The organism is Burkholderia sp. MR1-5-21 (assembly GCF_053427715.1).
Genome location: NZ_JBSAXD010000007.1, coordinates 1 through 14564, shown reverse-complemented (window position 1 = coordinate 14564; position 14564 = coordinate 1). Strand labels below are relative to the sequence as shown.

The following is a 14564-nucleotide window of genomic DNA, read 5'->3' as shown; positions in this document are numbered from 1 at the left end:
ACCTTTCCTTTACCGCAACTTGAGGGTGGTCAGACCGAACAGGCACAGCATCAGCGTGATGATCCAGAAACGCACCACGACCTGCGTTTCCTTCCAGCCGGACAATTCGAAATGGTGGTGCAGCGGCGCCATCTTCAGGAGGCGCCGTCCTTCGCCGTAGCGCTTCTTCGTGTACTTGAACCACGAGACCTGCAGCATCACCGACAGCGTTTCCGCGACGAAGATGCCGCCCATGATGAACAGCACGATTTCCTGGCGCACGATCACCGCGACCGTGCCGAGCGCGCCGCCGAGGGCCAGCGCGCCGACGTCGCCCATGAACACCTGCGCGGGGTGCGTGTTGTACCAGAGGAACGCGAGCCCTGCCCCGCCCATCGCGGAACAGAAGATCAGCAGTTCGCCCGCACCCGGGATGTGCGGGAACAGCAGGTATTTTGAATAGACTGCGCTGCCCATCACGTACGCGAACACACCCAGCGACGCGCCGACCAGCACGACCGGCATGATCACGAGGCCGTCGAGGCCGTCGGTCAGGTTCACCGCGTTGCTCGCCCCGACGATCACGAAGTAGGTCAGCACGATGAAGCCCCAGACGCCGAGCGGGTAGCTGATCGACTTCAGGAACGGCAGCATCAGGTCGGCACGCGCCGGCAGCCCCATCGACAGGCCGCTGCGCACCCACGCCATGAACAGGTCGAACACGCGCACGTTGCTCGCCTCGGACACGCTGAACGCGAGATAGACGGCCGCGAACAGGCCGATCACCGACTGCCAGAAATACTTCTCGCGCGAGGACATCCCGCGCGGATCCTTGTAGACGACCTTCCGGTAATCATCGACCCAGCCGATCACGCCGAAGCCGAACGTGACGAGCATCACGATCCAGATGAAGCGGTTCGTCAGGTCGCCCCACAGCAGCGTCGCGACCGCGATGCCGATCAGGATCAGCACGCCACCCATCGTCGGCGTGCCGGATTTGACGAGGTGCGTCTGCGGGCCGTCCTTGCGCACGGCCTGCCCGACCTTCATTTGAGTCAGCTTGCGGATCACCCACGGTCCGCACACGAGCCCGATCCCGAGCGCGGTGATGGTGGCCATCACCGCACGGAACGTCAGGTACGTGAACAAGCGCAAAAAGCTTGCGTCGCCCTGCAGCCATTGCGCCAGCGCCAGCAGCATGCTTCCTTCCTTCTACTCAGTGTGCGGCGGGCGCCGTGCCCGCCGCGGGTTGATTCGTCAGCGCGTCGACCACGCGCTCCATATTCATGTACCGCGAGCCCTTCACGAGCACCGTCGCCTGTGCGCCGTAGCCCGCCGCGAGCAGCGCGGCGGCAAGCGCCGCGACGTCGCCGAAATGGCGGGCCGCTTCGCCGTACGCGGCGCACGCATCGCGCGACGCGTCGCCGAGCGCGAACAGCGCATCGATGCCGCGCTCGCGCGCGTACGCGCCCACCTCGCGATGGAACGCCGGACCTTCGTCGCCGACCTCGCCCATGTCGCCGATCACCAGCACGCGCGGCGCCGGTTGCGCCGCGAGCACGTCGATCGCCGCGCGCATCGAGTCGGGGTTCGCGTTGTAGGTGTCGTCGACGAGCGTCGCGCCCGCAAGACTGCCGACGCTCGCCTGCCGGACCTGCAGACGGCCCTTGACCGGCTCGAACGCTTCCAGCCCCTGCTTGATCGCCGGCAGCGGCACGCCGGCGGCCAGCGCCGCGGCCGTGGCCGCCAGCGCGTTGCGCGCGTTGTGCTCGCCGAGCGCGCGCAGCCGCACGTCGATGCGCCCGGCGGGCGTGTCGATCGCGAGCTCGCCGCCGTGCAGACGGCCCGTCACCTGCGCGTCAATCTGCCGCCCGGTGTCATGGAGCGCGAAGTCCATGATCCGGTTCCCGGTTGCCGCGACGCGCCAGATGCCCGCATACGCGTCGTCGGCCGGGAACACCGCAACGCCGTCCGGCGCCAGCGCGTGGATCACGGCCGCATGCTCGAGCGCGACGGCTTCGACCGTCGCCATGAATTCCTGGTGCTCGCGCTGCGCGTTGTTGACGAGCGCGACCGTCGGCGCCGTCAGGCGCGCGAGGATATCCGTCTCGCCCGGATGGTTCATCCCGAGCTCGATCACGGCGAGCCGGTGCGCGGCGTTCAGGCGTAGCAGCGTCAACGGCAGGCCGATGTCGTTGTTGAGATTGCCGGCCGTCGCGAGACGCGCATCGGCGCCAACCGCGGCGGCGAAAATCGACGCGATCATTTCCTTGACCGTCGTCTTGCCGTTGCTGCCCGTCACCGCGACGACCGGCAACGCGAATCGCTTGCGCCAGCCGTGTGCGAGCGCGCCGAGCGCCGTGCGCGTGTCGGCGGCCTCGATCGTCGGCATCGCGACGCCGGCCACGCTGCGCGACACGAGTGCCGCGGCCGCGCCGCGCGCCGCCACGTCGCCGACAAAATCGTGTGCGTCGAAGCGCTCCCCTTTCAGCGCAATGAACAGGTCGCCCGGACCGGCCGTGCGGCTGTCGGTCGACACGCGCTCGAACGTCGCGCCGGCGTCGCCGTGGACGGTCGCGCCGGGAATCAGGCGGGCGGCTTCGCCGAGGGTCAGCATCGTCATTCGCCGCCTCCCTTGCCGTGCGTCGCGCGCGCCGCGAGCGCGAGGCGCGCGTGATCCTGGTCGGAGAACGCGCGCTTCTTGCCCATGATTTCCTGCGTTGCCTCGTGCCCCTTGCCGGCCAGCACGACGACGTCCTCGCGCGCCGCGCCGCGCACCGCCTGCAGGATCGCGCTCGCGCGATCCTCGACGCGGCGGGCCTTCGCGGGCGTGGTCATGCCGGCGACGATCTGGTCGATGATGCGCTGCGGATCCTCGCTGCGCGGATTGTCGCTCGTGACGACGACCTCATCGCCAAGCCGCTCGGCGATCGCGCCCATCAGCGGGCGCTTCGTCGCGTCGCGATCGCCGCCGCAGCCGAACATGCAGACGAGCGCGCCGCCGCGCGCGGTGGCGATCGGGCGCAGCGCGTCGAGCGTCTTTTCGAGCGCGTCGGGCGTGTGCGCGTAGTCGATCACGACGAGCGGCTCGTCGTTCTGCATGCGGCCGCCGAGGCGCTGCATCCGGCCGTTGACCGATTCGAGCCGCGCAATCTCGGCAAGCGCCGCGTCGAACGGCACGTCGGCCGCGAGCAGCGTGCCGAGCACCGCGAGCAGGTTGCTCACGTTGAACGTGCCGAGCGTGCCGACCTCGACGTCCGCGTCGCCCCACGACGAATGCAGGCGGAACGCGGTACCCGTCGCGGTTGCGCGCACGTCGAGCGCCGTCAGCGCTTGATCCGCGCCCGTCGCCGGCGCGTCGCCGATTCCGTACGCGATCGTGCGCACGCCGCCGGACAGCTTCTCGAGCAGCCGCCGACCGGCCGCGTCGTCACGATTTACGACCGCCGCACGCAGCCCGCGCCACGCGAACAGTTTTGCCTTCGCGGCTTCGTACGCGTCGAACGTGCCGTGATAGTCGAGATGGTCCTGCGTGAGATTCGTGAAAACGGCGATGTCGAACGCGGTGCCATTCGCGCGCCCCTGGTGCAGCGCGTGCGACGACACTTCCATGGCGACTGCCTTCGCGCCCGCGTCGCGCAGCTGCGCGAGGCTGCGCTGCAGCTGCGGCGCGTCGGGTGTCGTGAAACCGGTCGGCACGAGCTGGCCCGGCATCCCGCTGCCGAGCGTGCCGATCACCGCGCATGGCTGATGCAGCGCCGTCAGCGCAGCAGCGATCCACTGCGTGCAGGACGTCTTGCCGTTCGTGCCGGTCACGCCGATGGCGAGCAGGCTGTCGCTCGGATCGCCGTACCAGCCGCTGGCAATGTCGCCGGCCAGCTCGTTGAGCGCCGGCACGGCCAGTGCGAGCGGTGCGGCGGGCGCGGCGGCAAGGCCGTCCGGCTGATACAGCACGGCGGCGGCGCCGCGTGCGACGGCATCGGAAATGAACGCGCGGTTGTCGGCCCCGTCGACCGCGTATGCGAGAAACACGTCGCCTGCGTTGAGGCTGCGCGTATCCGCATGCAGTTGCGCCGTGGGGGCCACATGCTGACGCAGCCACGCAAGCGCGGCTGCGATCTGCTGGTGCGCCGGATGAGAACTGCGAGCGGCGCTCATCGAATGACTCCAGGAGAATTGCGTGTCGTGCTGGACACGATCATATGCTTCGCGCCGGCCCCTGCGGCCAGCTTTTGCGGTCCGGCCGCGACAGGCGCGGAAGCGGCGTCGTCGGACACGACGAGCTGCTTGACCGGCATGTTCGGCGGCACGTTCAGCGCGCGCATCGCGTCGCCCGCGATCGCCGAGAATACCGGCCCCGACACCTGCCCGCCGAAGTGGCTGCCCGCCGTCGGCTCGTCGACCGACACCGCGACCACGATGCGCGGATTCGGCATCGGCGCCATCCCGACGAACGACGCACGGTACTTGCGCGTATAGCCGTGGCCTTCGTGCTTGTAGGCGGTACCGCTCTTGCCGCCGACGCGATAGCCGGGCACCGCGGCGTCAGGCGACGTGCCGCCCGGCGCCACCACCGTTTCGAGCATCGCGCGCACTTCGCGCGCGGTGGTCGGCGAGAAGATCTGCTGGCCGACGATCGGCTGCGTCGGATCGGTCTTGAAGATCGACACGGGCATCATCTCGCCGTCATGCGCGATCGCGGTGTACGCGCGCGCCAGCTGGAACAGCGACACGGACAGCCCGTAGCCGTACGACATCGTCGCCTGCTCGATCCGGCGCCAGCTCTTCCACGGCCGCAGACGGCCCGCCGCCGCGCCCGGGAAGCCGACCTTCGGCGGCTGGCCGAGACCGATGCTCGTATACATATTCCACATTTCCTCGGGCTTCATCGTCATCGCGATCTTCGTCGCGCCGATGTTGCTCGATTTCTGGATCACGCCGCCGACCGTCAGCGTGCCGAAGCCCGAGTCGTCGGTGATCGGCGCGCCGTCCAGCACGAAATGGCCGTTGCCGGTCTCGACGAGCGTGTTCGGCGTCACGCGATGCAGGTCGAGCGCGAGCGAAACCGTAAACGGCTTCATGATCGAGCCCGGCTCGAACACGTCCGTCAGGATCCGGTTGCGCAGCTGCTCGCCCGTCAGGTGCGAACGGTCGTTCGGGTTGTACGTCGGATAGTTGACGAGCGCGAGCACCTCGCCGGTGCGCACGTCGACGACCATCGCCGCGCCGGCCTTCGCCTTGAACTTCTCGACGGCGGCTTTCAGGTTCGCGTACGCGATGTACTGGATCTTGCTGTCGATCGACAGGCCGACATCCGTGCCGTTGTGCGGCGGCAGTTGCTCGGCGACGTCCTCGACGATGTGGCCCATCCGGTCCTTGATCACGCGACGCACGCCGGGCGTGCCGGACAGCATCTTCTGGTCGCCCAGCTCGACGCCTTCCTGGCCCTCGTCCTCGACGTTCGTGAAACCGATCAGGTGCGCGGTGATCTCGCCTTCCGGATAAAAGCGCTTGTACTCGTTGCGCTGGTAAATGCCCGGGATGTCGAGCGCCGCGACCTTGTCGGCGACGTCGATCGGCACCTGGCGCTTCACGTAGACGAAACCCTTGTCCTCCGACAGCTTCGCGCGCAGCTCTTTCTGCGTCATGCCGAGCAGCTTGCCGAGCTGGTCGATCTTGTCGGCGCCGAGGTCGTCGGGCACCGCGTCGGGAATCGCCCAGATCGCGCGCACGGGCAGGCTCGTCGCGAGCACAAGCCCGTTACGGTCGAGAATCTTGCCGCGCGTCGCCGGCAGCTCGATCGTGCGCTGGTAGCGGCTTTCGCCCTGCTTCTGATAGAACGCGTTGCCGGGCCCCTGGATCCAGAACGCCCGCGCGGCCAGCGCGACGAACGCCATGAACAGCATGAACACGACGAGCTTCGAGCGCCACATCGGCAGATGCACGCCCAGCACGGGGCTCGACGAGAACTTGACGTTCTGCTGCTTCTGCGACGGTTTCATCGCGCGCCTCCCTTGCCCTTGCCCGGCGCGACGTCGGCCGATGCGGGGATCGGCGCGTCGATCGCCTTTGCGGCGCCCGGCGGCAGCGTCAGATATTGCGTGCGGCCGGTCGCGATCGGCTGCATCTTCAGCGAATCGTTCGCGAGCTGCTCGATGCGTGACGTCTTCGACAGCGCGCTCTGCTGATACTGGAGCTGCGCGTAGTCCTGCTGGAGCTGATGCTCCTGCGACTGCGCGCGCTGCAGCTGGATGAAGATCTGGCGCTGCTGGTTCGTCGAATTGACGACCGACAGCGCGCAGCCCATCACGATGATCAGCAGAAAGATATTGAAGCGGCTCATGGCGCGACGCGCTCCGCGATGCGCATCACCGCCGACCGGGCACGCGGATTCGCTGCCACTTCCGCATCGCTCGGGAATTTACGGCCGATTATCTTGAGCGGGGGGCTCGGGAGATCGACGGCGCGGATCGGCAGGCGACGATCGACCGCAGGCGCACTGGCGTGCGCCTGCATGAATCGCTTGACGATCCGGTCCTCGAGTGAATGAAAGCTGATGACCACCAGCCGCCCCCCTTGCTCCAACAACGACAAAGCCGCGTCTAGTACGACTTGCAGGTCCGCAAGCTCTTGATTGACGTGAATCCGTATAGCCTGAAAGGTGCGGGTTGCCGGATCCTTGCCCTTCTCACGGGTTTTGACGACGTGACCCACGATTTGGGCAAGCTCGCCCGTGGTGTCGAGAGGCCCAAGACGGTCGGACTCTGCCCGGCGAGCAACAAGCGCCTTTGCAATCTGAAAAGCAAACCGTTCTTCCCCATAATCCCGTATCACCTCCGTCAGTTCCTGCAGCGACGCCCGCGCCAGCCATTCGGCCGCCGACTCGCCGCGCGTCGGGTCCATCCTCATGTCCAGCGGGCCGTCCGCGCGGAAGCTGAAGCCTCGCTCCGGATCGTCCACCTGCGGCGAGGACACGCCCAGGTCCAGCAACACACCCGACACCTTGTCGATGCCGCGCGCCGTCAGCGCACCCCGCATCGACGCAAAGCTGTCATGCACGATCGAGAAGCGCGCATCCTCGATGCGCTGCGCGGTCTCGATCGCACGCGGATCCTTGTCGAACGCGATCAGCCGCCCGGCCGCCCCGAGCCGCGCGAGCACCGCGCGGCTGTGACCGCCGCGCCCGAACGTGCCGTCGACATAGATACCGTCCGGCCGCGTCACGAGCGCTTCGACCGCTTCGTCCAACAGCACCGTCTGATGCTGCAATTCGTTTCCCATCGCGGGCGTCTCCGTCACCGCAATCAGAACGTGAAGTTCTTCAGCGCATCGGGCATGCCCTGCGCCATCGCTGCCTGCTCCTTCGCGATGTAGGTCTGCGAATCCCACAGCTCGAAGTGACTACCCATTCCCAACAACATGACTTCCTTTTCAAGCCCGGCTGCCATGCGCAGCTCGGGCGATACGAGAATCCGGCCCGCGCTGTCGAGATCGACATCCATCGCATTGCCGAGAAAAATCCGCCGCCACCAGTGCGCATCCATCGGAAGCGCGGCGATCTTGGCGCGGAACACCTCCCATTCGGGGCGCGGAAACAGCAACAGGCAGCCGTCCGGGTGCTTGGTCACAGTCACCCGTCCTTCTGCCTGTCCTTGCAGCGCTTCGCGATAGCGAGCCGGCACCGACATCCGCCCTTTCGCATCGAGCGTCAGCGCTGACGCCCCTTGGAACACTTTCCGCTCTCCCCGTTCAGGGCACCGAAGCACCCGCCCAATGCTGAGAATTTAGCCGGAATAGCCTGCCAAATCACACAAAAATACACTTTCTCACACTGTCTCCCACTTTAGAGGAAGGGTTTGGCATGGTCAAGGGAGCGGCCCGGTTTTTTGACGAATTTTGTTAGTTAGAACAAGGACTTACGCGCACATGCTCATGCGCCCCCTTATTCTAAAAACCGTTATAAATGAATGAGCTAGTGCAACTTGTGAAGGTGATACGTGAGCAAGACGGGCCAGATGGGCGTGCGGACGGGGCTTTCGGGGGCGGGAAAACGCGGAAAAAGCGGGCTGTATCGGCAGGCTCGATCGTGGGGCGGCACACGTCGCCGCCCCACGGATTTCGTCACAGATAGTACGCAGTGCTCGTCATGACTTTCGACGCGGCGCGCATCAGCATCCGCGCGGGCAGCGGCAGTTCGATGCCGCCCGCGTCGGTCGCGGCCTTGCCGTGCTTCACCTCGTCGGCACGCATCTGCTCGACGATCGCGCGTGACGCCGTGTCCGCGGCCGGCAGGTCCGACATGTGTCCGTCCAGATGGCTTTCGACCTGGCGTTCCGTCTCGGCCATGAAGCCGAGGCTGACCTTGTCGCCCAGCGTGCCGGCCGCGACGCCGATCGCGAGCGCCCCCGCGTACCACAGCGGGTTCAGCAGGCTCGGACGCGAATCGAGCTCCTTGAGCCGGTGGGCGGTCCACGCGAGGTGGTCCTCCTCTTCGCGTGCCGCCTCCTCGAACATCACCTTCGCGGCCGGCGAGCGCGCCGTCAGCTTCTGCGCCTGGTAAAGCGCCTGCGCGCAGATCTCGCCGACATGGTTCACGCGCATCAGCCCGGCCGCATGCGTGCGCTCCGCCGGCGTCAGCTCGGCGGTCGGCGGCTCGGCCGGCGCAGGCACGGGGCGGCTCATCCGGTTCACTCCCGACAGCGACCGCAGGCCGCGATCGAATTCGCTGATCAGTTCATCCAACACCATCCTGTTCTCCTGGCTGCGTGTGCATCCGCGCACGGCGAAAGCACGTGTCCGCTGCGTAACCGACTTGATTCTTCAGCGGAAATTGCGGTTAACCCGTGATTTTAACCATTGTTGCATAAAGGAAACATGCCGGCCTTGGGTCGCGGCGTTTCGCTTTGTTGCAAAAAGTCCTTGCGCTACATTACGTCCGACTTCATGCGAAGTTGAAGCGGGGATTGCCGACAGAACATAACTATTTGCCCCGCCACAAAAAATTCAGTGATTCTTGGAGATCCGTTAATGAAAAAGTCGCTTCTCGCGCTCGTCGCGCTGGGCGCGTTCGCTGGCGCAGCCCATGCGCAAAGCAGCGTGACGCTTTACGGCATCATCGATGAAGGCTTCATCTTCAACAACAACGCGAAGGGCGGCCACCTGTACGGTCTGGCGAGCGGCGTGTTGCAAGGCAGCCGCTGGGGCATGCGCGGCACGGAAGATCTCGGCGGTGGCCTGAAGGCGGTCTTCGTGCTCGAGAACGGCTTCAACGTGAACAACGGCGCGCTCGGCCAGGGCGGCCTCGAGTTCGGCCGTCAGGCCTACGTCGGCCTGTCGAGCAACTTCGGTACGGTCACGCTGGGCCGCCAGTACGACTCCGTCGTCGACTTCGTCGGTCCGCTCGAGGCGGGCGACCAGTGGGGCGGCTACATCGCCGCACACCCGGGCGACGTCGACAACTTCAACAACGCGTACCGCGTGAACAACGCGATCAAGTACACGAGCCCGACCTACAACGGCTTCTCGTTCGGCGGCCTGTACAGCTTCGGCGGGCAAGCCGGCCAGTTCGCGAAGAACCAGGTCTGGTCGCTCGGCGCAGGCTACAACAACGGCCCGCTGGTTCTCGGCGTCGGCTACCTGAACGCACGCACGCCGGCGAACTTCGGCGGCATGTTCAACAACGGCTCGAGCGCTGCTGCCACTGCCGTCACGACGCCGGTCTACGGCGCGTACGCGAACAGCGCGAACACGTACCAGGTCATCGGTGCAGGCGGCGCATACACGTTCGGCGCAGCGACGATCGGCGCGACGTACTCGAACACGAAGTTCAAGAGCTTCAGCGTCGGCCCGTTCGTCGGCCAGACCGCGACGTTCAACAACGGCGAAATCAACTTCAAGTATCAGCTGACCCCGGCGCTGATCCTGGGCGCGGCATACGACTACACGCAAGGCAGCAAGATCGACAACGCATCGGCGGCCAAGTACCACCAGGGCTCGCTGGGCGTCGACTACTTCCTGTCGAAGCGTACCGACGTCTACGTGATCGGCGTGTACCAGCATGCGTCGGGCAATGCGCTCGACTCGAAGGGCAACGTCGTCCAGGCAACCGCAGCGATCAACGGCCTCGACCCGTCGACCACCAGCAACCAGGTGGCGGCTCGCGTCGGCATCCGTCACAAGTTCTAACCAGCTTGTCTGACAAGCCGCAGTACATTGAAGGCGCCTTCGGGCGCCTTTTTCTTTTCCGGCGCGGCGAATCCCGGCGGGGCGGACCCTGCTGACCGGGGCGCGCCCATCGGCATCGACGAAAAGACGGACCAGGCGGGATGAGGGGCGGACGGGCTCGACCGGCACGCCGCACCGCGGATGCGGCAAGCAGGGCTACAAATGAAAAAAGCCCGGCGAGCGCCGGGCCTTTCCGTTCGGTCGCGTCGTCACGCGCGTCCGTCTCGCAGCTCCCGCCGCAGGATCTTGCCGACGTTCGTCTTCGGCAATTCCGTGCGGAACTCGACGAACTTCGGCCGCTTGTACCCCGTGAGGCGCTCCTTGCAGTACGCGAGGATGTCCTTGTCGGTGAGCCCCGGATCCTTCTTCACGATGAACAGCTTCACCGCTTCGCCCGAGTGCTCGTCCGGCACGCCGACCGCCGCCACTTCGAAGACGCCCGGATGCGACGCCACCACGTCCTCGACCTCGTTCGGATACACGTTGAAGCCGGACACGAGGATCATGTCCTTCTTCCGGTCGACGATCTTCACGTAGCCACGTGTATCCATCACGCCGACGTCGCCCGTCTTGAAGAAGCCGTCCGGACACATGACCTTCGCGGTTTCGTCCGGGCGATTCCAGTAACCGGCCATCACCTGCGGCCCGCGGATGCAGATCTCGCCCGGCTCGCCGAGCGGAACTTCGTTGCCGGCGTCGTCGCGAATCGACACTTCGGTCGACGGCAGCGGCAGCCCGATCGTCCCGCTGTATTCGGTGGCGGTCACCGGATTGCAGGTGGCGACAGGAGACGTTTCCGACAGCCCATAGCCTTCGACGATCGCCGTATGCGTCTTTTCATACCAGCGCTTCGCGACGCTTTCCTGGATCGCCATGCCGCCGCCGTTCGCGATCGCGAGCTTCGAGAGATCGAGCTGGTCGAAATCCGGGTGGTTCAGCAGCGCGTTGTAGAGCGTGTTGACGGCCGGAACGGTGGATATCTGGTAACCCTTCAGCTCCTTGATCATTCCGCCGATATCCCGCGGATTCGGAATCAGGATCCCCATGCCGCCGGTGCGCATCGTCAGGAAACCGCAGACGGTCAACGCGAACACGTGGTAAAGCGGCAGCGCGACCACGGTCACGAACTGCTTCACGTCCGGAAACTTCGCATGCGCGGGGTGATGCCAGGCCTCCGCCTGCAGCACGTTCGACACGATGTTACGGTGCAGCAGCGTCGCCCCTTTCGCGACGCCTGTCGTGCCGCCCGTGTACTGCAGGAATGCGACGTCGTTCGGGCCCAGCTTCTGCGGCTTGAACGCCTGCCGTGCGCCTTCCGAGAGCGCGGCCTTGAATCGCGTGAAGGACGGGAGCTGCCACGCCGGCACCATCTTCTTGACGTTGCGCACGACGTAGTTGACGAGCCAGCCCTTGAGGCCCAGCAGGTCGCCCATCGACGCGACAACCACATGCTTGATGGCCGTATTGGCGACGACGGCCTGCAGCGTCGACGCGAAGTTTTCGAGGATGACGATGGCTTCGGCGCCGCTGTCCTTGAGCTGGTGCTCGAGCTCGCGCGGCGTGTAAAGCGGATTCACGTTGACGACCGTATAGCCCGCGCGCAGTACTGCGGCAATCGCGACGGGGTACTGCAGCACGTTCGGCATCATGATCGCGACGCGGGCGCCCCGCGCCAGCCCGCGCGACTGCAGCCACGCGCCGAACTGGCGCGACAGTGCATCCAGCTCGCCATACGTGATCGCCTTGCCCATGCAGACGAACGCCGTCCGGTCACGGTATTTGCTGAAACTCTCTTCGAGCAGGTCGGCGACGGAAGGATACGGAGACGCGTCAATTTCGGCTGGAACGCCGTTCGGGTACGATTTCAGCCAAATTTTGTCCATACTGCGCGTCTCCTCACATATTTTCGAATGGTCGTGCTAAAACGCATCGTAGCGGCTCGCTCGATTTGAGACAACAGGGTTAGACACCCCCTTCGAACTTCCGGAGGAACCGATCGGAGCATTGCTCCGATCTTCCATCAAATGCGCGCTACGTCGACCAAACAGTCGTAGAACGTGACCGAATTCCCCAGATCGGTGAGCGCCTGGCTCGTCACTTCGTTCGCGTTTCGGCCGTCCGGCGACAATTTCTTCCACCAGATCGACAAGCCGACCACGAGCCCGGCGCGGGCGCGATCGGTAATCCGGGCGCGCGCCTGCATCGAACCGCGATCGTTGAAGATGCGGACGAGATCGCCGTCCGAGATGCCTCGCACCGAGGCATCGGTCGGGTGGATATCGAGATGGGGCTGGCCTTCCGTGTTGCGCAGGCTATCGACGTTCACGAATGTGCTGTTCAGGAAATTCCGGGCCGGCGGCGAAATCATCGCGAGCGGATAACGCTCGGCGAGATCCGGCGCAGCCTCGGCCGACTCGAACGGCGGCAGGTAGTCCGGAACAGGATCCATCCCGAGCTCCGCCAGCCGCGCGCTGTAGAACTCGCATTTGCCGGACGGCGTCCGGAAGCCGCCATTTGCAAACGGCGCGTCGGGCAGCTTGAGCTTCACCCATCCCGCCTGCTTCAGCGTATCCCAGTCGCTGTCAAGTGACGGATCGTCCCAGCGCAGCGCTGCGCGCGCGACTTCTTCGTCGCTCTGATAGAGCGCGGGCTCCTCCAGCCCCATGCTGCGCGCGATTCCCCTGAAAATCTCCGTGTTCGGCCGCGCGTCGCCTACCGGCGGGATCGACGGAAGGTTGGCCATCACATAGGTGTGGCCGTAGGACTTGTGGACATCGAGGTGCTCGAGCTGCGTGGTTGCCGGCAACACAATGTCGGCGAAATCGACGGTATCTGTCTTGAAATGCTCGAGAACAACGGTGAACAGGTCGTCACGTGCGAACCCGGCAGCCACCTTCGACGAATCCGGTGCGACGGCGACAGGATTCGAGTTGTAGACGATCACCGCCTCGACTTTCGGCCCGAACGCCGCGTCGCCCGGATGCAGCAGCGCGTCGCCGATCGCGTTCATGTTGATGACGCGCGGCAGCTGCTGCGGCCAGCCCGGCATCAGGTCGGGACGCAGCAGCGCGGCCTGATTCACCGGCGCCCACTCGGACGACGACAGCAGCAATCCGCCTGCCCGATCCCGCCATGCGCCCGTCAGAGCGGGCAGGCTGGCGATCGCGCGCACCGCGTTGCCGCCGCCGCGCACGCGCTGCATCCCGTAGTTCAGCCGGATCGACGCCTTGCGAGTCGCGCCGTAACGGCGCGCAAGGTCGACGAGTACCGATGCGTCGATGCCGCAGATTTGCGCAACACGCTCGGGCGGATAGGACATCGCGCGCGTCTTCAACGCGTCGAATCCGACCGTATGGCGGTCGATATAGTCGTGATCGAGCAGGTTTTCGGTGATCAGCACATACATCATGCCGAGTGCGAACGCGCCGTCGGTACCGGGACGCAACGCGATGTGCTGATGGCACTTCTCCGCGGTCAGCGAGCGATACGGGTCGATCGCGACGAGATGCGCACCGCGCCGCTTTGCCTCCTGCGCCCGCGTCCAGAAATGGAGGCTGGACGCGATCGGATTCGCGCCCCAGATCAGGATCAGCTCGCTCTCCTCGAAGTATTCGAGGTGCATCCCGAGGCTTCCCCCATACGTGTAGCGCAACCCCGCTGCCCCCGCCGCGGCGCAAATCGCACGCTCGAGCCGGGACGCGCCGAGCTTGTGGAAGAAGCGTTGGGCGATGCCCTCGCCCTGTACGAGTCCCATCGTGCCGGCATAGCTGTACGGCACGATCGCCTCCGGTGCGCGCTTGGCGATTTCACCGAGGCGTTGGCCGATTTCGTCGAACGCCTCACTCCAGCTGATGGGCGCGAAGCGCCCCTCGCCTTTTGGGCCGATGCGCTTGAGCGGGACGGTCAGGCGTTCGGGATGATGAACCCGGTCAGCGTAGCGGCTGACTTTCGTGCACAACACGCCCTGAGTCGGCGGATGGTCAGGATCACCGGAAACCTTGACCGCCCTGCCATTCTCGACAGTCACGCGCATCGCGCACGTATCCGGACAGTCATGAGGGCATACAGCCCGGGCAACCTGTGTGAGGGCATTCATCGTTTTATACGCGGATATTGGGGGGATTTGAGGATTTTACGGTGGCAGTGCGATTTGAAGTGCCTATTTTGTGACGTGAGGTCGCTTTGCGCTTTCGCCGGCAAGGTGGAAAGGCTGCGGCCCGGGATTTGATGGTTGATGCGGCGGGAAGCGTCGTCTCGACGGAGCGGCGAAACGGTCACATGGGAGGGATTGAGCGTCGTTTCCGCTCGATTGCTGACGGAGGGATTCGAGTGATCGTTCGTATCGACGCAGTCTGACGTTC

General features: G+C 65.5%; 12 protein-coding genes. 1 reads left to right on the top strand and 11 read right to left on the bottom strand.

Features of this window, described 5'->3' with window-relative positions:
- Positions 1-9: 9 nt before the first annotated feature.
- From mraY to coq7, 8 genes are all read right to left on the bottom strand, one after another.
- The gene (mraY, locus tag ACV229_RS11685) at positions 10-1179 is read right to left on the bottom strand and encodes a phospho-N-acetylmuramoyl-pentapeptide-transferase (protein ID WP_448083292.1); all 1170 of its coding nucleotides are present in this window, start codon (positions 1177-1179) and stop codon (positions 10-12) included.
- A gap of 16 nt (positions 1180-1195) precedes the next feature.
- Positions 1196-2602 carry a UDP-N-acetylmuramoyl-tripeptide--D-alanyl-D-alanine ligase gene (locus ACV229_RS11680; protein WP_448083291.1) on the bottom strand — a complete coding sequence of 469 codons (1407 nt, stop codon included), beginning with the start codon at positions 2600-2602 and terminating at the stop codon, positions 1196-1198.
- Positions 2599-4137, bottom strand: a complete 1539-nt coding sequence (locus tag ACV229_RS11675) for a UDP-N-acetylmuramoyl-L-alanyl-D-glutamate--2,6-diaminopimelate ligase (RefSeq protein ID WP_448083290.1) — start codon at positions 4135-4137, stop codon at positions 2599-2601. Before ACV229_RS11675 ends, ACV229_RS11680 begins: the two co-directional genes overlap by 4 nt.
- Positions 4134-5981, bottom strand: coding sequence for a peptidoglycan D,D-transpeptidase FtsI family protein (locus ACV229_RS11670; protein ID WP_448083289.1), 1848 nt, complete (start codon positions 5979-5981; stop codon positions 4134-4136). Before ACV229_RS11670 ends, ACV229_RS11675 begins: the two co-directional genes overlap by 4 nt.
- Positions 5978-6322, bottom strand: a complete 345-nt coding sequence (gene ftsL, locus ACV229_RS11665) for a cell division protein FtsL (protein WP_448083288.1) — start codon at positions 6320-6322, stop codon at positions 5978-5980. The genes ACV229_RS11670 and ftsL overlap by 4 nt, the downstream gene beginning before the upstream one ends.
- Positions 6319-7260 (bottom strand): 16S rRNA (cytosine(1402)-N(4))-methyltransferase RsmH, encoded by a 942-nt coding sequence (gene rsmH, locus ACV229_RS11660; protein WP_448083287.1) that lies wholly within the window; start codon positions 7258-7260, stop codon positions 6319-6321. The genes ftsL and rsmH overlap by 4 nt, the downstream gene beginning before the upstream one ends.
- Before the next feature lie 23 nt (positions 7261-7283).
- Positions 7284-7712: a division/cell wall cluster transcriptional repressor MraZ gene (gene mraZ / locus ACV229_RS11655; RefSeq protein ID WP_006400450.1), complete on the bottom strand. Its 429-nt coding sequence runs from the start codon at positions 7710-7712 to the stop codon at positions 7284-7286.
- A gap of 388 nt (positions 7713-8100) precedes the next feature.
- A complete protein-coding gene (gene coq7 / locus ACV229_RS11650) occupies positions 8101-8727 on the bottom strand; it encodes a 2-polyprenyl-3-methyl-6-methoxy-1,4-benzoquinone monooxygenase (protein WP_448083286.1) in 627 nt (208 codons plus the stop codon).
- Positions 8728-9006: 279 nt separating this feature from the next.
- Here coq7 and ACV229_RS11645 point away from each other — a divergent pair, with 279 nt between their 5' ends.
- Entirely contained in the window at positions 9007-10164 is a 1158-nt protein-coding gene (locus ACV229_RS11645) for a porin (protein WP_448083285.1), read from the top strand.
- Positions 10165-10412: 248 nt separating this feature from the next.
- On the opposite strand, the gene ACV229_RS11640 is transcribed toward ACV229_RS11645, so the two are convergent.
- The 3 genes from ACV229_RS11640 to ACV229_RS11630 all read right to left on the bottom strand — a co-directional run.
- Complete coding sequence (locus ACV229_RS11640; RefSeq protein WP_448083284.1) at positions 10413-12086, bottom strand: long-chain-fatty-acid--CoA ligase; 1674 nt, start codon at positions 12084-12086, stop codon at positions 10413-10415.
- Between the two features lie 137 nt (positions 12087-12223).
- Positions 12224-14299: a molybdopterin-containing oxidoreductase family protein gene (locus tag ACV229_RS11635; protein WP_448083283.1), complete on the bottom strand. Its 2076-nt coding sequence runs from the start codon at positions 14297-14299 to the stop codon at positions 12224-12226.
- Positions 14296-14564 (bottom strand): hypothetical protein (locus ACV229_RS11630; protein ID WP_448083282.1); only part of this gene is annotated, 269 nt, incomplete at its 5' end. The genes ACV229_RS11630 and ACV229_RS11635, both read right to left, overlap by 4 nt.